Annotated in this window: 18 protein-coding genes; 6 read left to right on the top strand and 12 right to left on the bottom strand. The window is 66.5% G+C overall.

Features of this window, described 5'->3' with window-relative positions; genetic code table 11:
• The first annotated feature begins 9 nt into the window (after positions 1-9).
• Positions 10-1,695 carry a 3-ketosteroid-delta-1-dehydrogenase gene (locus tag AWC14_RS12835; RefSeq protein WP_045377215.1) on the top strand — a complete coding sequence of 562 codons (1,686 nt, stop codon included), beginning with the start codon at positions 10-12 and terminating at the stop codon, positions 1,693-1,695.
• Here AWC14_RS12835 and AWC14_RS12830 read toward each other — a convergent pair whose 3' ends face one another.
• A complete protein-coding gene (locus AWC14_RS12830) occupies positions 1,696-2,370 on the bottom strand; it encodes a PadR family transcriptional regulator (RefSeq protein ID WP_045377217.1) in 675 nt (224 codons plus the stop codon).
• Between the two features lie 116 nt (positions 2,371-2,486).
• Between AWC14_RS12830 and AWC14_RS12825 the strand changes: the two genes are divergently transcribed.
• On the top strand, positions 2,487-3,065 hold the full coding sequence (locus tag AWC14_RS12825; RefSeq protein WP_045377417.1) for a PaaI family thioesterase: 579 nt from the start codon (positions 2,487-2,489) through the stop codon (positions 3,063-3,065).
• 4 nt (positions 3,066-3,069) lie between these two features.
• Here the strand turns inward: AWC14_RS12825 and AWC14_RS12820 are convergent, their stop codons facing one another.
• Positions 3,070-4,344 carry an amidohydrolase family protein gene (locus tag AWC14_RS12820; RefSeq protein WP_045377220.1) on the bottom strand — a complete coding sequence of 425 codons (1,275 nt, stop codon included), beginning with the start codon at positions 4,342-4,344 and terminating at the stop codon, positions 3,070-3,072.
• A gap of 96 nt (positions 4,345-4,440) precedes the next feature.
• Between AWC14_RS12820 and AWC14_RS12815 the strand changes: the two genes are divergently transcribed.
• A complete protein-coding gene (locus AWC14_RS12815) occupies positions 4,441-5,382 on the top strand; it encodes an NAD(P)-dependent oxidoreductase (RefSeq protein ID WP_045377420.1) in 942 nt (313 codons plus the stop codon).
• Here AWC14_RS12815 and AWC14_RS12810 read toward each other — a convergent pair.
• Together AWC14_RS12810 and AWC14_RS12805 are read right to left on the bottom strand one after the other, a co-directional pair.
• A complete protein-coding gene (locus tag AWC14_RS12810) occupies positions 5,365-6,180 on the bottom strand; it encodes an SDR family oxidoreductase (protein ID WP_045377222.1) in 816 nt (271 codons plus the stop codon). The genes AWC14_RS12815 and AWC14_RS12810 overlap by 18 nt on opposite strands.
• 84 nt (positions 6,181-6,264) lie before the next feature.
• A complete protein-coding gene (locus AWC14_RS12805) occupies positions 6,265-7,200 on the bottom strand; it encodes an enoyl-CoA hydratase (protein ID WP_045377225.1) in 936 nt (311 codons plus the stop codon).
• Positions 7,201-7,318: 118 nt separating this feature from the next.
• On the opposite strand from AWC14_RS12805, the gene AWC14_RS28995 reads away from it, so the two are divergent.
• The 3 genes from AWC14_RS28995 to AWC14_RS12795 are packed head-to-tail and all read left to right on the top strand — an operon-like array spanning position 7,319 to position 9,539.
• A complete protein-coding gene (locus tag AWC14_RS28995) occupies positions 7,319-7,483 on the top strand; it encodes a hypothetical protein (protein ID WP_162267194.1) in 165 nt (54 codons plus the stop codon).
• Entirely contained in the window at positions 7,484-8,935 is a 1,452-nt protein-coding gene (locus tag AWC14_RS12800; RefSeq protein ID WP_045377228.1) for an alpha,alpha-trehalose-phosphate synthase (UDP-forming), read from the top strand.
• Positions 8,936-8,975: 40 nt separating this feature from the next.
• The gene (locus AWC14_RS12795; RefSeq protein WP_045377229.1) at positions 8,976-9,539 is read left to right on the top strand and encodes a hypothetical protein; all 564 of its coding nucleotides are present in this window, start codon (positions 8,976-8,978) and stop codon (positions 9,537-9,539) included.
• Positions 9,540-9,647: 108 nt separating this feature from the next.
• Here the strand turns inward: AWC14_RS12795 and AWC14_RS12790 are convergent, their stop codons facing one another.
• From AWC14_RS12790 to AWC14_RS12755, 8 genes are read right to left on the bottom strand one after another with little or no spacing between them, the layout of a single operon-like run.
• Positions 9,648-10,130, bottom strand: coding sequence for a mammalian cell entry protein (locus AWC14_RS12790; RefSeq protein WP_045377230.1), 483 nt, complete (start codon positions 10,128-10,130; stop codon positions 9,648-9,650).
• Complete coding sequence (locus tag AWC14_RS12785) at positions 10,130-10,837, bottom strand: mammalian cell entry protein (RefSeq protein WP_045377235.1); 708 nt, start codon at positions 10,835-10,837, stop codon at positions 10,130-10,132. The genes AWC14_RS12790 and AWC14_RS12785 overlap by 1 nt, the downstream gene beginning before the upstream one ends.
• Complete coding sequence (locus AWC14_RS12780; protein ID WP_045377238.1) at positions 10,801-12,513, bottom strand: virulence factor Mce family protein; 1,713 nt, start codon at positions 12,511-12,513, stop codon at positions 10,801-10,803. Before AWC14_RS12780 ends, AWC14_RS12785 begins: the two co-directional genes overlap by 37 nt.
• Entirely contained in the window at positions 12,513-13,673 is a 1,161-nt protein-coding gene (locus AWC14_RS12775) for a virulence factor Mce family protein (RefSeq protein WP_045377240.1), read from the bottom strand. The genes AWC14_RS12780 and AWC14_RS12775 overlap by 1 nt, the downstream gene beginning before the upstream one ends.
• The gene (locus AWC14_RS12770; protein ID WP_045377242.1) at positions 13,670-15,082 is read right to left on the bottom strand and encodes a virulence factor Mce family protein; all 1,413 of its coding nucleotides are present in this window, start codon (positions 15,080-15,082) and stop codon (positions 13,670-13,672) included. The genes AWC14_RS12775 and AWC14_RS12770 overlap by 4 nt, the downstream gene beginning before the upstream one ends.
• Positions 15,079-16,140 carry a virulence factor Mce family protein gene (locus AWC14_RS12765; protein ID WP_045377244.1) on the bottom strand — a complete coding sequence of 354 codons (1,062 nt, stop codon included), beginning with the start codon at positions 16,138-16,140 and terminating at the stop codon, positions 15,079-15,081. The genes AWC14_RS12770 and AWC14_RS12765 overlap by 4 nt, the downstream gene beginning before the upstream one ends.
• Positions 16,130-17,179, bottom strand: a complete 1,050-nt coding sequence (locus tag AWC14_RS12760) for an MCE family protein (RefSeq protein ID WP_045377247.1) — start codon at positions 17,177-17,179, stop codon at positions 16,130-16,132. The genes AWC14_RS12765 and AWC14_RS12760 overlap by 11 nt, the downstream gene beginning before the upstream one ends.
• On the bottom strand, positions 17,179-18,381 hold the full coding sequence (locus AWC14_RS12755; RefSeq protein WP_045377251.1) for an MCE family protein: 1,203 nt from the start codon (positions 18,379-18,381) through the stop codon (positions 17,179-17,181). Before AWC14_RS12755 ends, AWC14_RS12760 begins: the two co-directional genes overlap by 1 nt.
• Between the last annotated feature and the right edge of the window lies 1 nt (position 18,382).

Below are 18,382 nucleotides of genomic sequence, written 5' to 3'. Positions count from 1 at the left end.
TCTCGTTTCGTGTCGAGCACCATCCCCGCCGGTTCGCCGGTCCGCGACCTGACGGTCGACCTCTTGGTCGTCGGCTCGGGGACCGGGATGGCGGCCGCGCTGGCGGCGCACGAATGCGGATTGAACGTATTGATCGTGGAGAAGTCGTGCCATGTCGGGGGCTCGACGGCCCGCTCCGGCGGTGCGTTGTGGTTTCCGGCGAGTCCAGTACTGGACGTCGGCGCCGACACCGTGGAACGCGCCGAGACCTATCTGCGGTCGGTGGTTGCGGGCACCGCGCCGCCCGAGCGGTCGGCCGGCTTCTTGCGGCACGTGACCGCGACCGTCGAAATGCTCCGGCGCACCACACCGATGCAGTTCATGTGGGCCAAGGACTATTCGGACTACCACCCCGAGGCGCCCGGCGGAACCGCCGTCGGCCGCACCTGCGAATGCCGCCCGTTGAACTCCGCGATCCTCGGTGAGTATGGGAACCGGCTGAGGCCCGGGGTACTGGAGGTCAAGATCCCCATGCCCACCACCGGGGCCGACTACCGGTGGATGAACCTGATGGCCCGGGTCCCGCGCAAAGGCATGCCGACCATCCTCAAACGGCTCGGTCAAGGGGTGGGCGGACTGCTGCTTGGCCGACGTTACGTCGCGGGCGGGCAGGCGCTTACCGCCGGACTGTTCGCCGGTGTGCTACGTGCGGGAGTCCCGATATGGACCGACACCGCACTGCATCGCTTGACCACGGATGGCGCTCGGGTCACCGGCGCAGTGGTAGGGCACGACGGGCGTGAAGTTGCCGTCACCGCGCGGCGGGGCGTGGTGTTGGCCGCCGGCGGGTTCGACCACGCCATGACCATGCGCTGGAAGTTCCAGTCCGAGTCTTTGGGCGAGCATATGAGCCTGGGCGCCGAGTCCAACACCGGCGACGCCATCCGTATCGCGCAAGACCTCGGCGCCGCAACCGATCTGATGGACCAGGCGTGGTGGTTCCCGGCCGTCGCACCGCTGCCGGGGGCGGCACCGATGGTGATGCTGGCCGAACGGTCGCTGCCCGGTTCACTGATCGTCGATCAGCACGGCACCCGCTTCATTAACGAGGCAACCGATTACATGACATTCGGGCAGCGGCTGCTGGATCGGGAACGCTCGGGCAATCCGGTCGAGTCCATGTGGATCGTGTTCGACCAGCAGTACCGCAACAGTTATGTCTTTGCGGGCGAGCTGTTTCCACGGATGCCGATTCCGCAGCCGTGGTACGCGGCGGGTGTCGCCCATCGCTCGGACAGCCTTGACGAACTCGCCGACAAAATGGGTGTTCCCCAATCACAGTTCGCGGCCACCGTGCAGCGGTTCAACGAGATGGCACGAGCCGGATTGGACGCAGACTTCCACCGCGGCCGCAGCGCCTACGACCGCTACTACGGCGATCCCACCATCGCACCGAACCCCAATCTGCGCGCCCTCGACCGTGGGCCCTTCTATGCGGTCAAGATGGTTCTCAGCGACCTCGGCACCTGCGGCGGTCTGCGCGCCGACGACCGTGCCCGCGTGCTGCGCGAGGACAGCAGCGTCATCGAAGGCCTCTACGCGATCGGCAACACCGCGGCCAACGCGTTCGGGGCCAGCTATCCCGGCGCGGGCGCAACTATTGCCCAGGGATTGGTATACGGCTACATAGCCGCCCACGACGCGGCCGCGGCGTGATCAGTCCGGATCGTCGGCGTTTGCCCGCTTTTCGACCTCGTACCAGAATTCCGGTGGGGGCCAAGGGATCTTGGTCCGGCCGCCCTTGCCGGCCTGAGGGAACGCGGCTTCGGCCTCGTCAAGCTCTTTGATCATTTTCAGAGCGAGTTCACGTTCGTTGGCGTAATACCGCTCGGCCCACTGCAACGCGACACGCGCATATGCCCAGGACGGATCCGCGCCGGCCCACCGTGCGTCCTTGGCCGCCTTGCGGTGCATCTCGTCGGCATAAGCCACGTGTTCCTGCAGTACCTCTTTCAGCCGTTCCGGGCTGGTGAGGTGTCCCATCGTGACCCGCAACAACGGGCCGTGCTTCAACGTCGGCGGGTCGACCGGCGCCTCATTCGCCCACCGGATTACCGCGTCCATCCCGGCTTCGGTGATCTTGTACAGCCTGCGATTGCGCGTGCCGGTCGTGTTCTCGACACGAGAGGTCACCAAACCCAGCTGCTCCAACTTCTTGAGCTCGGAGTAGATCTGGCTGTACGCCGGGCTGCCGTAATAGAAGCGCATGCTCCAGTCGATCCATTTTCGGATGTCATAGCCAGACAGCTCGTACTCGTAGGAGAGCATGCCGAGCAGCGCCCAGCTGGTTGGTGCCAGGTTTGGCTTACCCCGTTGCTCGCTGCCCTCCATTTGCCCAGGTTAACAACTTGGCCCTGCAGGAGGTCGGCTGCTTACCACTGGTTGGGAGACGACATTGCCAGCGTGCACGCCCACCGCGCACGCTGTGTCTCGTGACGTCGGAACTCATGCGGCTGGAGTCGGTATACGGGCCGTTGGCCGAATCGGTCCGGCGCCTCGTCGACGCCACCATCCGGACACAAGTCGACGCAACGACCGTCGCCAGGGTGAAGGAGAAGATCGATTGCGCGACTGAGGAATTGAGCGCGGCGCTGATTCCTGGCTCGTTCGGTATGCAGACCACCGATGGTCAACCGATGGTATGGGGCAACGTCGTCATCGGTCTGCGCAACCCTGTCGCACCTCCCCTGGTGATTCACCACGGAGCCGACGGCCTGGTGCGGGCGGACTTCTCTCTCGGCGCCGCCTACGAAGGTCCCCCCGGCCACGTACACGGCGGGGTGTGCGCGATGGTCCTCGACCATGTCCTAGGCGCCACCGCGCACAAGCCGGGAAGACCTGCCTATACCGGCACGCTTACGTTGCGCTACCTGCGCGGAACCCCGCTGGGCAAGCTGCGGGCAGAGGCACGCATCGACCGTGTGGATGGGGTCAAAACGTTCGCCGTCGGCCACATTGCGGATGCACAGGGCATAACCGTCGAGGCTGAGGGCGTGTTCATCCACCCCCGAGAGAGCCGGCGGTGAATCGCTAGCCGCGCGCCGGAGCCAGCCGCTTCAGCGCCAGGCCGCCTTCGAACGGTCGGTAGCCGAACGCCGCCGGGGCGTGGTAGCCGGTGTCTGCCAACGGAGTGCGCACCTCGTCGATCGTGGGCCCGATCTTGGCGGCGACGGACGCCAGCGCATCCAGGTCGAAGCGGTACAACCGGCCTGCGTTGCCGCCCAATATCTTTCGGCAGTCATCCTCGGGCCTGTCGTGCAGGGCCCAGCGAATGGCCAGCTTCGAATGCGGGGTGAAGCCCTCCTCGTGCGGGTAGTCACTGCCCCACATGATGTGGTCCGCCCCCATGAAATCGATCATCGCGGAGTCGTACGGCGCGAGCTCGCTGGCCAAATAAACGTTGCGTTGGGCATATTCGCTGGGCGACAGCGTCAGCTCGTCGACCGACGACCCACCGAACATCCCGTAGGTGCGGTTGTGTGCCTCCGACTTCATGGTGGGCACCATGGCGTCGAGCACCGCCAGCTGCGGCTGGACCCAGAGCGTTCCCTGCTCGGTCGGCACGAACCGCAGCGTCGGATGGCGTTCGAATACCCCGGCGAGGATCAGGTGGCCGAGCGTGCGGTTCGCCCAGATCGCCATCTCGGTGATCAGCACCGCGTTGGATGCCGGCTGGTCCATCGGCATCTCGGGACTGCCGGCGCCCGCGTGCTGCACCACGGTCAGGTCCAGCTCCGCGCAGAGCGCCCAGATCGGTTCGTAGCGGGTGTGAAACAGCGGGGCGACCTGCGGGTCACCCGGTGAAACCGGCGGAATCAGCACACCGCCGAAGCATTCTTGCTCGGCGCCCCAACGGATCTCCTCCATGGCCAGCTCCACGTCGTTGGGGAAGATTTGAATCAGCCCGCGGCGCCGCGCCGGGGCCAGCGAGCAGAAGTCGACCTGCCAGCGGTTGTGGGCCTGCACGCCGGCCCAACGCTTCTCGAATTCGTCGCGGGTGCGCGGCAGGCTGATCGTGATGTTGGGCGTGGTCGGGAAGAACGGCGGCACGGTGTTGGGCAGCAGCACCTCACCAGCCACGCCGTCGGCGTCCATCTCGGAGAGCCGCAGCTCGTGATCCCAGTTGCGGGCGGCGGTGGCGATGATCAAGTCGTCGAACGGGCTGACGTAGGTCTTGGCCCACGCGTCGAACTCGTCGTGCAGCCGGGCCGGCAGATACTGCTTGTAGTCGTAGAGATCGGCCCCGGCGTGGGTGTCCGTCGAGATGACGACGTACCGATCGATTGTGTCCCAGGTTGCAGCCATCGGATCCTCCAGCGCTAGTGCGGGTTAAGACCAGGGTTCCGGTTCGATCCGGCAACTGGCAAGACCTCGTCTCATTGAGCGGGCATGGTGGAAGCCATGGACATTGGATTCATCGGCCTGGGCAACATGGGCCGCGGTATGGCCGCCAACCTCGTCAATGCGGGCCATCACGTCACCGTCTACAACCGCTCCCCCGGCAAGGCCGAAGCGCTGACCGACCGGGGCGCTACCCGCGCGGACACCGTCGCCGAGGCTTGCCGCGGCGAAGTAGTGGTCACGATGCTGGCCGACGACGGCGCCGTCGACGACGTGGTGTTCGGCGAGGAAGGCGTGCTCGCGTCGCTGGCACCCGACGCCGTGCACGTCTCGTCGAGCACCATCAGCGTGGCACTGTCTCAACGTCTGACCACCGCGCACACCGAGGCCGGCCAGCAGTACGTCGCCGCGCCGGTGTTCGGCCGGCCCGAAGCAGCCGCTGCCGCAAAGCTTTTCGTGGTTGCGGCCGGCGCCCCGGAGGTGCTCGAGCGGCTGACCCCGTTGTTCGACGCGATCGGTCAGCGAACCTTTGTGGTGTCCGAACAACCAGAAGCCGCCAACCTGGTCAAGCTGTCCGGCAACTTTCTGATCGCGTCGGTGATCGAGTCACTGGGCGAGGCCATCGCGCTGGTTGGCAAGGCCGGGGTCGATCCGCTGCACTACGTCGACATCCTGACCTCGACGCTGTTCAGCGCGCCGGCATACCAGACCTACGGCGGGCTGATCGCGCGTGGCGAATTCGAGCCGGCGGGGTTCGCCGCGACGCTGGGTCTCAAGGATGTCCGGCTGGTGCTCGCCGCCGCCGAAGAACTGGCGGTGCCGTTGCCGGTCGCCAGCCTGCTGCGTGACCGTTTCCTCGCGCTCCTGGCCGACGGCCGTGGCCACCAGGATTGGTCGGCGATCGCCACCCTGGCAGGCCGAGATGCCGGGGCGATCGCCAGCGCGGCGAAGCCGGGCGCAGCGGGTCGGCCCCAAATGCCTAGCTCAGACCACTCCGCGTAGTCCGTCGGTGCCGAACACCGGCTCCAGCATCGCGGTGAAGTCGGGGCCACGCCGCAGCATGTGTCCGCCGTCGACGTTGATGACCTGTCCGGTGATCCAGGCGGCGGCGTCGCTGAGCAGGAACATCGCCATGTTGGCGACGTCCTCGACCTCACCGACCCGCGGCAGCGGCGTGCAGATCCGGTAGTCCTCGGACAGTTCGGGCGAGCCGGTGACCGCGGCGACGAGGTCGGTGCGGATCAGGCCCGGGCGGATGCCGTTGACCCGCACCCACGACGGGCCCAGCTCGTCGGCGGCCAGCTTCATCAGGTGGTCGACGGCCGATTTGGTCACCCCGTAGGCGCCGAACCAGCGGTGGGTGTTGCTGGCCGCGATCGAGGAGATCCCGACGAACGACCCACCGCCACCGCGAACCAGTTGCCGCGCAGCGTGTTTGAGCACATACATGGTGCCGTTGACGTTGAGGTCGACGGTGCGCCGCCAGGCGTCGGAGTCGATCTGGGTGATCGGCCCGATGGTCTCCGAGCCGCCCGCGCAGTGCACCACCCCGTGCAGCCGGCCGTGCCAGCCCGCGGCGGCGTCGACGACCCGCGCGACCTGGTCTTCGTCGGTGACGTCGGCCGGCTCGGGGCGAACCTCGCCGCCGATTTCCTTGGCGGCCGCCTCCAACCGGTCGGCATTGCGCGCGACGATCACGACCGCCGCCCCGGCCGCTGCCAGGCCGGCGGCCACCGCCTTGCCGATCCCGGTGCCACCGCCGGTGACCAGGTAGGTCCGGTCTTCGAACGAAAGCTCCACACTGGCTCCTTCGGTTGCGCGAGCAGACGCAGAATCGCACGTCCGAGCGCCGGATCGTGCGATTCTGCGTCTGCTCGCCAGAAACTATGGCTCGTCGCGGCGGGCGATCTTCGACGGCTTGGCGGTGCGCCAGTCCTCGACGTCGGGCGGCAACCCGATCGGGTACCGGTTCTCGTTGCGGGCCGCCCAGTGCGCATGCCCGAGCTCGTGGACGTGGAACGCGTGACGCAGCGCCTCGGTGAACCCCATCGCGTCGGAGGCGGCGTTCACGGAGTCCTTGATCAGCAGCGCCGCCATCGTGGGCCGCTCGGCGATGCGCCGGGCGAACTCCAGTGTCTTGTCCTCGAGCTGGTCGGCCGGGAACACCTTGGACACCATGCCGAGCCGGTAAGCCTCGTCGGCGTCCAGCGAATCACCGGTCAGCAGAAGCTCTTTGGCTTTGCGCGGACCGAATTCCCAAGGGTGCGCATAGTATTCGACGCCCGGCATACCCATCCGGACGCCGACCACGTCGGAAAACTTGGCGTTGTCGGCGGCGACGATCAGATCGCACGCCCAGATCAGCATCAAACCCGCGGAGATCGCGTTGCCCTGAACCTGCGCGATGGTGATCTTTCGCAGATCCCGCCAGCGGCAGGTGTTCTGGAAATAGAAGTGCCATTCCTGCAAATAGGTCTTCTCGGCGATCGGGTCACGCGTAGCGCCGTATCCGCGGAACGTCGGGTGCTGACCGGGCCCGGGTTTGCGCTCGGCGAGTGCCGCCTCCGACCCCAGGTCGTGGCCGGCGGAAAAGTTCTTACCGCGCGCAGCCAGGATCACCACCCGCACGTCGTCGTCGGCCTCGGCACGCAGGAACGCCTCGTCGAGCTGAACCAGCAGGGTGCGGTTCTGCGCGTTGTGCGCCTCGGGCCGGTTCAGCCAGACCCGGGCAATGCGGCCCTCGTCGAGCGTTTCATAGGTCACCAGCTCAGCGGATTCTCCGTCGACCGCGCTGGTGCCCACATCGTCGTGGACTGCCATTTCGCCACCTCACCTGGGTTGGTTGGACGCTTACACATTACGGCCCGCGCGTAACGCGCGCGCCGCTGGCCCCGGCAGCGGATGCGACCCAAAACACACTTTCGCATACAGTTATGTCATGCCTTCTAAAACTGATCCTGCCGAAATCGGCGATGTGGAACCGTTGGCCGACAGCACCGCACGCCAGGCCAGGCGTGTTGTCGCGGCGTATGCGAACGACGCCGACGAATGCCGGATTTTCCTGTCGATGCTCGGTATTGGACCGGCGAAAAACGAGGCGTAAGTGGCTCCCCGGGGAGGAAAGCGCTCGGGGGATTCCGACTTTGTGGTGGTCGCCAACCGGCTGCCCATCGACATGGAGCGGCTGCCCGACGGCAGCACCACCTGGAAGCGCAGCCCCGGCGGGCTGGTCACGGCGTTAGAGCCGCTGCTGCGCCGCCGGCGCGGGGCCTGGGTGGGCTGGCCGGGCATTGTCGACGCCGACGAGGAGCCCATCGAGGCCGAGGACCTGCGGCTGCACCCGGTACGGCTGTCCGCCGACGACGTCGCGCAGTACTACGAGGGGTTCTCCAACGCCACCCTGTGGCCGCTGTACCACGACGTTATCGTCAAACCCATCTACCACCGGGAGTGGTGGGAGCGCTACGTCGACGTCAACCGTCGCTTCGCCGAAGCCACCTCACGGGCCGCCGCTCACGGCGCGACCGTCTGGGTGCAGGACTACCAGCTACAGCTCGTCCCCAAGATGCTGCGGGAGCTGCGCCCGGACCTGACCATCGGGTTCTTCCTGCACATTCCGTTTCCGCCGGTCGAGCTGTTCATGCAGATGCCGTGGCGCACCGAGATCGTGCAAGGCCTGCTCGGCGCCGACCTGGTCGGCTTCCACCTGGCCGGCGGTGCGCAGAACTTCCTGATCCTGTCGCGACGGCTCGTCGGCGCCAACACGTCCCGCGGATCGGTCGGCGTGCGGTCACGGTTCGGCGAGGTGCAGCTGGACTCGCGCACCGTCCGCGTGGGTGCCTTTCCGATCTCGATCGACTCGGGCGACCTCGACCACAAGGCCCGTGACCGCGGCATCCGGCGGCGGGCCCGCGAGATCCGCGCGGAGATCGGCAACCCGCGCAAGGTCCTGCTCGGCGTCGACCGGCTCGACTACACCAAGGGCATCGACGTCCGGCTCAAGGCCTTCTCCGAGCTGCTCGCCGAGGGCCGCGTCAAAGGCGACGACGCGGTGCTCGTCCAGCTGGCCACCCCCAGCCGCGAACGAGTCGAGAGCTACCAAATCCTGCGCAACGACATCGAGCGTCAGGTCGGCCACATCAACGGCGAATACGGCGAGGTCGGCCACCCGGTGGTGCATTACTTTCACCGCCCCGTGCCCCGCGACGAGCTCATCGCGTTCTTCGTGGCCAGCGACGTCATGCTCGTCACCCCGCTAAGGGACGGGATGAACCTGGTGGCCAAGGAGTACGTCGCCTGCCGCAGCGATCTCGGCGGGGCGCTGGTGCTCAGCGAATTCACCGGCGCCGCAGCCGAACTCCGCCAGGCTTACCTGGTCAACCCGCACGACACCGAAGGCGTCAAGGACGCGATCGAAGCGGCGCTCAACCAGTCCGAGGAGGAGGGGCGACGCCGGATGCGGGCCTTGCGACGGCAGGTGCTCGCCCACGACGTGGACCGCTGGGCCCGGTCATTTCTCGACGCGCTCGCCGAAGCGCATCCGCAGAAGAACTGAACCGGTGATGCGCCCGGTGAGGCGCTGCAATAATCGACGGATGATCATTTCCCGCGGCCTGACTGCCGCCGCAGCCGTGGCATTGGTGGCGGTGGGAACGGCCAGCCCCGCCAAAGCATTAGGCCCACCGCCGGACGGCCTCTACACCTTCAGCGAAGCGGGCGTGCCGCCGGCCACCTGGAAGATCTCGGCCTTGTGCGACGCGCCGTCGCGCCAACGCGCGATCCCGGACTTCACCGACCCGGTCATTGCGGCCGACCTGTGCGCACTCAACGTCTCGAGTACGACGGCACGGGTCATCACTCCCGCCGAGAAGCTGGCGAACTACATTGGCCGGGCCCGGCTTACCAGCGATCTGTGGACATTCCAAGTGGGTAAGTCAGCGGGCGTCTCGTGTCCGGACGGCACGACCGCACCCTCGACAGACACGTATGCCTTCGATGACGTCACGCTCGCCGGCACCCACACCAGCATTCACGGCGCCGTCTGTGGCCTGCAGCCGGGGATGACCAAGACCCCGTTCACGCTCGCGTTCAGAGAGCCGCTGCCGGTACCGGTCGAGCGTTACCCGTTGGACTGCAACGAAATCGGGCAATGCCGCTAAATCAAATGGCGGCGACCCGCTGCGCCCGGCTTCGCCGCGCTTGCGATCGCCGCTAAGCGGTTTCGGCGCGCTTTTCGTCGCTGGGCGACGATTAGCGCGCCGAAATCGTCAGATCGGCGTGATGTAGTTGATCAGCCACTTGCCGCCGACCCGCTTGTAGTCGACGCGTAACCGGCTGCCGTCGTAAACCGGCTGCCGCGATTTGTCGGTCACCGTACGGTTCATGTACACCATCACCGACGCCGAATCGCGTTTGGCCTCCATGACTCCCACGCCGACGATGTTCGCCTGGACGACCACTTCCCGCTTCTTGGCCTCCGGGATGATCTGTTGAGTGGCGCTCTTCTCGAACTCCTGCCGATAGCCCGGCGTGAGCATCGGATACGCCTCCGTCAGGCTGCGCTCCACGGTCTGGTAGTCGTAACCGAAGACCTGCGCTATTTCCTTCGAGGCCAGCTTGGGCAGCACTGCGCGCGCCGACTGCTCGCCGCGAGTTTGCACCCGGTCCCAATAGAACCAGCCGCTGGCCGCGGCCAACCCGACGAACGCAGACGTCAGCAGCGCGGCGACGGCAGCGATCAACCACCGCATCAGTTGCCGCCCTCCGGATACTTCAGGTCGTAGCCGGTCATCCGGCCGTCCTCGTCCTCGTGCACGATCACCCGCATCCGGTAGGGCTGGGACGGTTTGTTGACGCCGTCGATGTCGGTAACCGTGACGCGAACCGAGACCAGCACCGACGCGTTGTCGGTCACGCTGTCGATTCCCTCCAGCGCAGCCCCGTTGATGACCGCCTCCGAGGTCGCGTTGGTGTGCCGAAAGAGCGCCTTGATGTTTTCGACGTTGTTGTTGGAGCTGAGCATCCCCCGCAGCGGGCCGCTGGTGCCGTCGTAGAACCGGCGCACGCTCTCGTCGATGTTGTCCTGCGTGTAGCTGAACATGTTGACGACGGTCTGGCTGGCGGTGTCGACGAAGCGTTGGTCGCGGGCCTGCGCGGCGTCCGCATGGCGTTGCTGGACAACCAGGACCCACAGCCCTGCACCAAGCGCGCCGATCCCCACCAGCCCGGCTACCAGCGCGATCAGCCCGACCAGCCCGCGATTCGCGGGACGGCGTTGCGGCGGGCCGACCGGCGTGGCTCGCCCCTTCACCGGTTCGGCCGGTGCCTCGACACGAACGGTGGCCATGGCCGCTTCGCCCCCGGTCGGGCCGGCCGCGCGCGAAGCCCGCCGACGCGCACGCCGCGTCGCCGGTTCTTCGGTCACAACTGCCTCGGATCGCGCATCAGGTCCACCCATGTCTCGGCGCTCGATAATCTGCCGGGCGCGAAGATACCAGTGCCACCTGCCGGGTCCTGAAACGTTCCCGTGCTCTCGTCGTAGGTGGTGTAGGCCGCACCGCTGGCCTGCGGCACCGGCCCCGGCGGCGGACCCCACGGCTTTTCCGGCGGGGGGAACGGCGGCGGCGGCGACAGCCCTTCCGGTGGTCCGGGTGGCGGAACCGCCTTCGGGAACGGAATCATCGGCGGCTGCGGCGGGTAGGGCGCCGGCGGTATCCACGCCTGCCGACCGTCGGTGCCGCCGGTGTTGGGCGGCGGCGGCGTCGGGAACGGCTGATTCGGCGCCGGCCCCGGTCCCGGCACCACCCCGGGCGGGGGCGGCCCCACTATCGGAGTGCCCGGATCCGGGTCGGCGCCCGGCGGGATGTACGGGAACTTGTTGGGCGGCAAGATGTTCAGCCCATTCGTCACCGGCGTGCCGTACGGGATCGGCGGCCCGCGCCACGGATTGGTGCCGATCGGCACATAGCCGCGGGGGTCACGGCACAACGCCACGGTCGGTGCCCGCTTGCCCGGAAACTCCTGGCACGGGTAGTTCCGCGCGCCACGCACCGTGGACGGGTCGTTCTGGGCGGTCTTGCAGTACAAGTCGTTCGGGATCTCGCGCACCGTCTCGTCGGCGGGCGTCCGGATCAGCGGCGGCGGAATGAAACCGGTGTTGCAGGGCGGCGGGTCGATGTTGATCTTGAAGTCCAGCTTGGCGCCCTCGTCCTGCGGTTCGCCGTTGGCTGCCGTGATGATCGCCGCGAACAACGCCGGCAACACGACCAGCAGGTGCTCGAGCGACTTGTGGTAGATGACGCCGACCCGGCCCAGGTTGGCCAGGTTGGCCGCCAGCATCGGAAACGACGGCCGGATGCCCGAGAACGCGGTGTTGGCCTCGTCGGCGGCCGGCGGAACGACACCCAGCAAGGTGCGCAACTGTGGATCGGCTTGCCGGACTTCGGAAGTGAAGCGCGCCAGCCCGTCGGACAGCGACTTGATGTCGTCGCCGGCGCGGATCTGGGCCTGCAGGAACGGACCCACCTGGTCGATCAGCTGCTCGGTCTGCGGGAAGTTGGCGTTGGCCTCGTCCACCAGCAGCCGCGACGACTCGATCAGCCGGGCCAATTCCGGACCGGACCCGTTGAACGCCTTGAACGTTTCGTGCAGCAGCTCGCGCAGCCGGGTGTCGGCCACGCTGTTGACCAACGTTTCGGACTGGCGCAGCAGGGTGGCGATGTCCAGCGGGATCCGGGTGTTGTCCCGCGCGATCACCGACCCGTTGTGCAGCTTGGTCGAGGCCGGATTGTCCGGTGGCACGAGATCGATGTACTGCTCACCGATGGCCGACACGCTTTTCACGGTGGCGGTGACGTTCGACGGGACCGTGGTGCCGCTGTTCAGCCGCATGACCGCGTCGACGCCGTGCGGGTTCAGCCCGACGGACTCCACCCGGCCGACCGCGACGCCGCGGTAGGTGACGTTGGCGTTCTTGTACAGCCCGCCGCCGGCGACGAAATCGGCGGTCACCCGGTAGGTGCCGATGCCCAGCGCGGCCGGCAATCGCAGGTAGAAGATCGCCATCACCGCCACGGTGATTACGGTGACCACGCCGAAGATGGCCAGTTGGGTTCTGGTCAGGCGGTCCAGCATCAGTGATTGCCTTCCGAGTACCCCGGAGGGATCTTGAACGGGTCGGCCGCCTGGCCGGACAGATTGGCCATTGACCCGAGCAAAAAGTCTGGCGGATTGAGGATTTCGTCCATGTGCAGCATGTTCGGATCGAGCGGCCAGGAGGTGGTGAAGAACGTCTCACCGAGCCGGCGCACGGTGAGGTCGAAGGTGGTGAACACGTTGAGGTAGTCGCCGCGCACCGCCTGCTTGATGCCGAAGTTCGGGAACGGGAACGTCAGCAAGATCTGCAGCGAGCTGACGAATTCCTTGCGGCTGTCGGCCAGCGCCTTGGTCACGGAGTAGAGGCTTTTGACGTCTTCGGTGAAATCCACCTTGGTTTCGGCGAGCACGTGCGAAGCGACGGTTGCCACCTTCTTGAGCGCGGCAAACGCGTCGATGATGTGGTCGCGGTTCTTGTTGAGCACCAGCAGTGCCTCGGGCAGCGAATCCAGCGCCCGGCCCAGGCTGTCCTTGTTGTGCGCCAGGATCGCCGAGAACCGGTCCAATCCGTCGATGGCGGCGATGATGTCGTTGACTTGCTTGTTCAGCCCCGCGGTCAGCTCGGCGAGTCTGGGCACCAGGTCGACGAATTGGCCTTCACGACCCGCTACCGCCTTGTACGTCTCGTCGGTAATCTCTTGCAGTGCACCGAGATTGCCCTTGTTGACCACCACACCGAGCGCCGCGAGCACCTCTTCGGTGGTGGGATAGCGACTGGTGTGCGACTCTTGGATGGTCGAGCCGTCGCGCAGCCTGCCCACCGGCTTCTGGTCCGTGGGGGCCGCCAGCTCGATGTGCTGGGAGCCCAGCAGCGACGTCTGCGCCACCTTGGCGGTGGCGTTGGCCGGCAGCACCACGTTGCGGTTCAGCGCCAACTTGACTGCGGCAAAGAAACTTCCGTCGGGGCGCTGCATCGCGTCGATCCCCGACACGCTGCCGACGGTGACGTCGTCGACCATGACCGGGGAGTTCTGCGGGAGGGTCGCGACGTCGGCCAGGTCGACGGTGATCGAGTAGGCGCCAACGCCGTGACCGGCGGTGCCGGGCAGCGAGATGGAGTTCAGCCCGCCGAATTTACAGCCGGCGAGCAGCATGCCGCTCGCTGCAATCGCCGTGCCACGCAGCATGATTCGCTTCATCGGCCCGCTCCCTGCTCTGCAGGCAGCGGTCCGGGCGCCGCACCGGCCGGTGCGGCCGCCTGTCCGGGTGCGGGTCCGGGCGCGGGCCCCGCAGCGGGCCCGGGTGCCGGGGCGTTCGACGGCGCGGGCGGGACAAGCATGGCCTGCAGGTCATCCGGGCTGGGCGGATGTACCCCGGGCGCTGGTATCCAGGTCAGTTCCGGGATCGGCGTCTGCGCCTTGGCCTGGGTCGCCGGGGTGTCGTAGATGATCTGACCCTTGTACGCGGTGATCGAGTTGATCGGGTGGAACATGATCGGCGGGTAGTTCGCGGTCAGGCGGCGCAGCGGCGGGGCCAACCGCTCCCGGCAGATCTCAGCGCGCTTGTAATAGTCGGGCGCCACCAGCCCGGCGGCGGTGTCGAAGGAACCACCGCAGATGAATTGGACCGGGTTGGAGAAGTTGGGAATCGACAGCAGCCCGTTGAGCGTGCCCTGCGCCGGATCGTAGATGTTGTAGAAGTTGCTGATCCCCGGACCTGCGACGTGCAGCACCTGCTCGATGTTTTCGCTTTGGTCGCTCAGGGTCTTGGTCAGGTCGGCAAGTTTGTTGACCGTTCCAACCAGTGTCGAATTGTTCTGGTGCAAAAAGTCTTTGACGTCGCCCAGAGCCTGGTTGAGCGTGCCGAGCGTTTGGTCGAGGTGCTCGGAGCTCTTGGCAAGCACCTGTGAGACCGAGGCCACGTGTCCGGCGAACGCCACGATCTGTTCGTTGCTCGACGAGAGCGCGTCGACCACCACCTGCAAGTTCTTGACCGTGCCGAAGACATCGGTGCGCGAATCCCCCAGCCGGCCGGCGGCTTGCGACAGCTCGCGCAGCGCGGCATGGAACGAGTCGCCGTTGCCGTCGAACGTGTCGGCGGCCTGATTGATCAGCTTGCCCAACGGCCCCTGCATCTGTCCCGCGGCGGGACTGAGCTTGTCGGCCAGATCCTTCAGCGCCTCTTTGACCTCGTCCCATTCCACCGGCACCGCGGTGTGAGACAGATCGATGCTGGCCCCGTCGGGCAGCGCCGCCCCCCCGGTGTAGGCGGGAGCAAGCTGAATGAACCGCGCCGCAACCAAATTGGGCGCCATGATGACCGCCCGCGCATCCTGCGGCACCTTGACTCCGCGATCTACCGACATGGTGATCTTCACGTCCGAAGCGCGGGGTTCGATCGAATCGATCTTGCCGACCGGCACCCCGACAATGCGCACCTGGTCACCGGGATACAGCCCGACAGCGGAGGTGAAGTAGCCGACGATCTTGTGGCCGGTGCGCGCCGGCCAGACCAGGTAGGCGCCGGCCGCGACGAGAATGACAAGCGCGACAGCCAGCGTCAGTCGCAGTGCGCGACTGCGTTCTTGCAGAGCAGACAAGACGGTCATGGCGACTGCGGCCTAATGATCCAGCGCTCCTGGATAAGCCCGCGCAGATAATCCGCGAAGCTGTCCGGGAGCTTGCCGGGCTGGAAGACGGCGTCGAACAGGATCCCCACGATCGGCGCCGGCACCACGCCGTAGACGTTCACGTTGAACCCCGGTCCGGAGCCCACGACCTCGCCCAGGGTGGTCGCATACGCGGGCAGGCGTTTCAACGCCTCGGTGATGTATTCGTGGCGCTCGTTGAGGGTGTCCAGCACCAGGTTGAGCTTTGACAGCGCCGGGCCGAACTCCTTGCGGTTGTCGGCCACGAAGCCGGAAAGCTGTTGGGAGACATCGCGGATCCCAGCGATCAGCTGACCGAGCGCCGCCCGCCGTTCGTCCAGCGCGGCGAACAACTGGTTGCCGTCCAGGATCAGTTTGTTGACCTGTCCGGCGCGGTCCGCCAGCACCTCGGTCACCGACTTCGCATGTGCCAGCAGGCTGGCCAGCGCTTCGTCGCGGCGGTTGAGGGTGCGCGACAGCGACGTCACGCCGTCCAGCGCGCCGCGCAGTTGTGGGGTCGCATCGTGCAGCGCATTGGTGATCACCTGCAGCGATTTCTCGAACTGCGCCTTGTCCAGATCGCCTGCGTTGCGGCCCAGATCCTCCAGCGCCGAACCCAGCGCGTAGGGCGTGGTCGTCCGGCTCAGCGGGATCGTGGTCGCGCTACCGCTGCCCGCCGGGGTCACCGCGATCGACCGCTCGCCGAGGATGGTGTCGGTCCGAATCGACGCCAGCGACTGGTTGCCGACGGCGATGCGGCGGTTCACGGTGAACGACACCTTGGCCGTATCGCCGGCCAGGCCAACCGATTTCACCTGCCCCACTTTGATGCCCGACACGTAGACGTCGTTGCCGGGCGTGATGCCGCCGGCGTCGCTGAAGTACGCGTCGTAGGACCTGCCTTGCGGCCAGAACGGCAAGCCGGTGTAGCCGAACGCCACCAACACGATGCAGATCACCAGGGCCAGGCCGAAGATGCCGGTCCGCAGCGGGTCGCGGTTGTCCGCCTTACTTGGCAAAAGCGCACCTCCCCTTGCTGGGATCGGGCTGACCGCCCATCGGGATCAGGATGTCGCTGCCGGCCGGCCCGTTGATCTTGAGCGATACCGTGCAGAAGTAGATGTTGAAGTACGCCCCGTAGGCACCGAGTGCGGACAGCCGCAGGTAGTCTTCGCCCAGCTGCTCAATGTCGTTGGCCACCTCGGCTTTTCGGTCGTCGAGCTCGGTGGCGATCGGCCGGGTGTTTTCGATGACGCCCTGCAGCGGCCGGCGGGCACCCTTCAACAGCTGGGTCAGATTCGTTTCCGCAGACGCCAGCGGCGGAATGGCGCCCGCCACCGCGTCGCGGCCTTGCGCCAGGCCGCTAATCAGTTGCTGCAGCTGGTCGATGCTGGCCGAGAACTGCGCACCCTTCTCGTCGACCGTGGTCAGCACCGTGTTGAGGTTGTTGATGACGTCGCCGATGACCTGGTCGCGCGCGCCCAGAGCCGATCCGAACGCGTTGGTGTTGGCCAACAGATCCGACAGCGCTCCACCCTGTCCCTGCAGCAATTGGATGACGTAGCTGCTGACGGTGTTGACCTTGTCGGCGTCGAGGCCCTTGAGCACCGGCCGCAGGCCGCCCAGCAGCGCGTCGAGGTCGAGTGCCGGCTGGGTGTGGTGCTGGTCGATGGTGCCGCCCGGCGGCAGCTTGCGCAATTCGCCGGGGCCCGAGGTGATTTCCAGGAACCGGTCGCCGACCAGGTTGTCGTAGCGGATCACCGCCCGTGTCGAGGAATACAGCGTGTAGCGCTTGTCCACCGTGAACGCCACGTCGACGGTGTTGTCCTTGTTGAGCTTGACGTCGCGCACCGCACCGACCGGCACCCCGGCGATGCGGACCTTCTGCCCGCCTTTCAGCCGCGTCGCGTCGGAGAAGTTGGCGTGGTACAGGTTCGACGGGCCGAACCGGAACTCGCCGAAAATCACCAGCAGGCCGACGGCGACCAGCAGCATCGTCGCGGTGAAGATGCCAACCTTCACCATCATCGCGCGGTGCGACTCGTGAGGCGCGGTCATCAGAAATCGTCCCGTTCTGCGAAGGCGCCGTGGAACAAAAATTGCAGCGTCGACGGCGCATCCACCTGCATTTCGGTGAACGGCTCGTACGGGATGTACGCGTTGTCGGTCACCAGGAACGGCGAGCGGAACCAGGAGCCTTCGAACTGCTTGGTCGGGATATCCGGCAGGCCACGACAATTGGGGCCGCCGGAGGCGTTGACGATCGGCAGGCTCTCCGGATAGGTGTACGACGGCGCGCCGAGGATGAAGCTCGACGAGGTGAACAGGCCGGCCTTGCGCACACCGAGCAGCGGCGCGAATTCGTCGATGCCGCGCTGGATTCCCCTGAACATGCAGCCGAATTCCGGCGAGTAGTCGCCGGCGACCTTGAGCGGCGCCCGCATCCGCTTGAGGCCGTCGATCAGATCCTCCTCGGCCGGGGCCAGCGTGTCATAGGCGTTGTTGGCCAACCCGATTGTCGCCAACAGGGTCGCGTTGAGGTTGCCCTGTTGGTCGACGACGGTCTTGGCGATGGTCGGCGTGTTGTTGAACACGGTGACCAGATCGGGGGCGGCGTCGGCGTAGATGTTGGCCACCGTGGCGGTGTTGGCGAAGTCCTGCTGCAACGTCGGCAGTTTCGGATTCAGCTGCCGCGTCAGGGTATTCACGCCAGACAGCAGGTCGCCCAGGTCGTCGCCGTGGCCGCGCAGACCTTCGGCGACGGCGCTCAGCGTGGCGTTCAGGTCGACCGGGTCGATCTTGTGCAGCAGCTCGATCAGCGACTGGAACAATGTGTTGACTTCCAGCGAGACCGCCGAGGCCTGTACGTGCGCGCCCGGCCGCAGCGAGGTCTTCGAAGGAGACTGCGGCGGAAGGAATTCCACCGACTTGGCGCCGAAGATCGTGTTGCTGGCGATGTGGACGGTGGCGTTGGACGGGATGTAGCGCAATTCGCCGCTGTTGATGGCGAGTTCGAGCTGGGCCTGGTCCCCGGAGTACCTGACGTTCTTGACCTTGCCGATCTGGATGCCCCGGTACTTCACCTTGTTGTCGCGGTCCATCACCAAACCGGCCCGCGGCGCGGTCACGGTGACGGTGTCGGTCGACGTAAACGCCGCGTTGTAGGCCAGATACGTCAACAGCACAAAGCCCAGCAACAGAGAGGCCAGCAGCGCCGCTGCCAGCCTGACATGAGTACGTCTTGCCCCTGTGCTTGCCATC

Source organism: Mycobacterium kyorinense (assembly GCF_002101735.1).
GTDB lineage: Bacteria > Actinomycetota > Actinomycetes > Mycobacteriales > Mycobacteriaceae > Mycobacterium > Mycobacterium kyorinense.
Note: the sequence above shows the minus strand (reverse complement) of the source record. Positions and strands in the feature narration are given on the sequence as shown.

Coding starts and splice junctions, on each gene's coding strand:
- AWC14_RS12785 (WP_045377235.1), bottom strand. CDS start 10,837: ATGGGTGGACCTGATGCGCGATCCGAGGCAGTTGTGACCGAAGAACCG.
- AWC14_RS28995 (WP_162267194.1), top strand. CDS start 7,319: ATGCCTTCTAAAACTGATCCTGCCGAAATCGGCGATGTGGAACCGTTG.
- AWC14_RS12760 (WP_045377247.1), bottom strand. CDS start 17,179: ATGACCGCGCCTCACGAGTCGCACCGCGCGATGATGGTGAAGGTTGGC.
- AWC14_RS12830 (WP_045377217.1), bottom strand. CDS start 2,370: ATGGAGGGCAGCGAGCAACGGGGTAAGCCAAACCTGGCACCAACCAGC.
- AWC14_RS12790 (WP_045377230.1), bottom strand. CDS start 10,130: ATGCGGTGGTTGATCGCTGCCGTCGCCGCGCTGCTGACGTCTGCGTTC.
- AWC14_RS12820 (WP_045377220.1), bottom strand. CDS start 4,344: ATGGCTGCAACCTGGGACACAATCGATCGGTACGTCGTCATCTCGACG.
- AWC14_RS12755 (WP_045377251.1), bottom strand. CDS start 18,381: ATGGCAAGCACAGGGGCAAGACGTACTCATGTCAGGCTGGCAGCGGCG.
- AWC14_RS12815 (WP_045377420.1), top strand. CDS start 4,441: ATGGACATTGGATTCATCGGCCTGGGCAACATGGGCCGCGGTATGGCC.
- AWC14_RS12825 (WP_045377417.1), top strand. CDS start 2,487: ATGCGGCTGGAGTCGGTATACGGGCCGTTGGCCGAATCGGTCCGGCGC.
- AWC14_RS12770 (WP_045377242.1), bottom strand. CDS start 15,082: ATGACCGTCTTGTCTGCTCTGCAAGAACGCAGTCGCGCACTGCGACTG.
- AWC14_RS12780 (WP_045377238.1), bottom strand. CDS start 12,513: ATGCTGGACCGCCTGACCAGAACCCAACTGGCCATCTTCGGCGTGGTC.
- AWC14_RS12805 (WP_045377225.1), bottom strand. CDS start 7,200: ATGGCAGTCCACGACGATGTGGGCACCAGCGCGGTCGACGGAGAATCC.
- AWC14_RS12775 (WP_045377240.1), bottom strand. CDS start 13,673: ATGAAGCGAATCATGCTGCGTGGCACGGCGATTGCAGCGAGCGGCATG.
- AWC14_RS12795 (WP_045377229.1), top strand. CDS start 8,976: ATGATCATTTCCCGCGGCCTGACTGCCGCCGCAGCCGTGGCATTGGTG.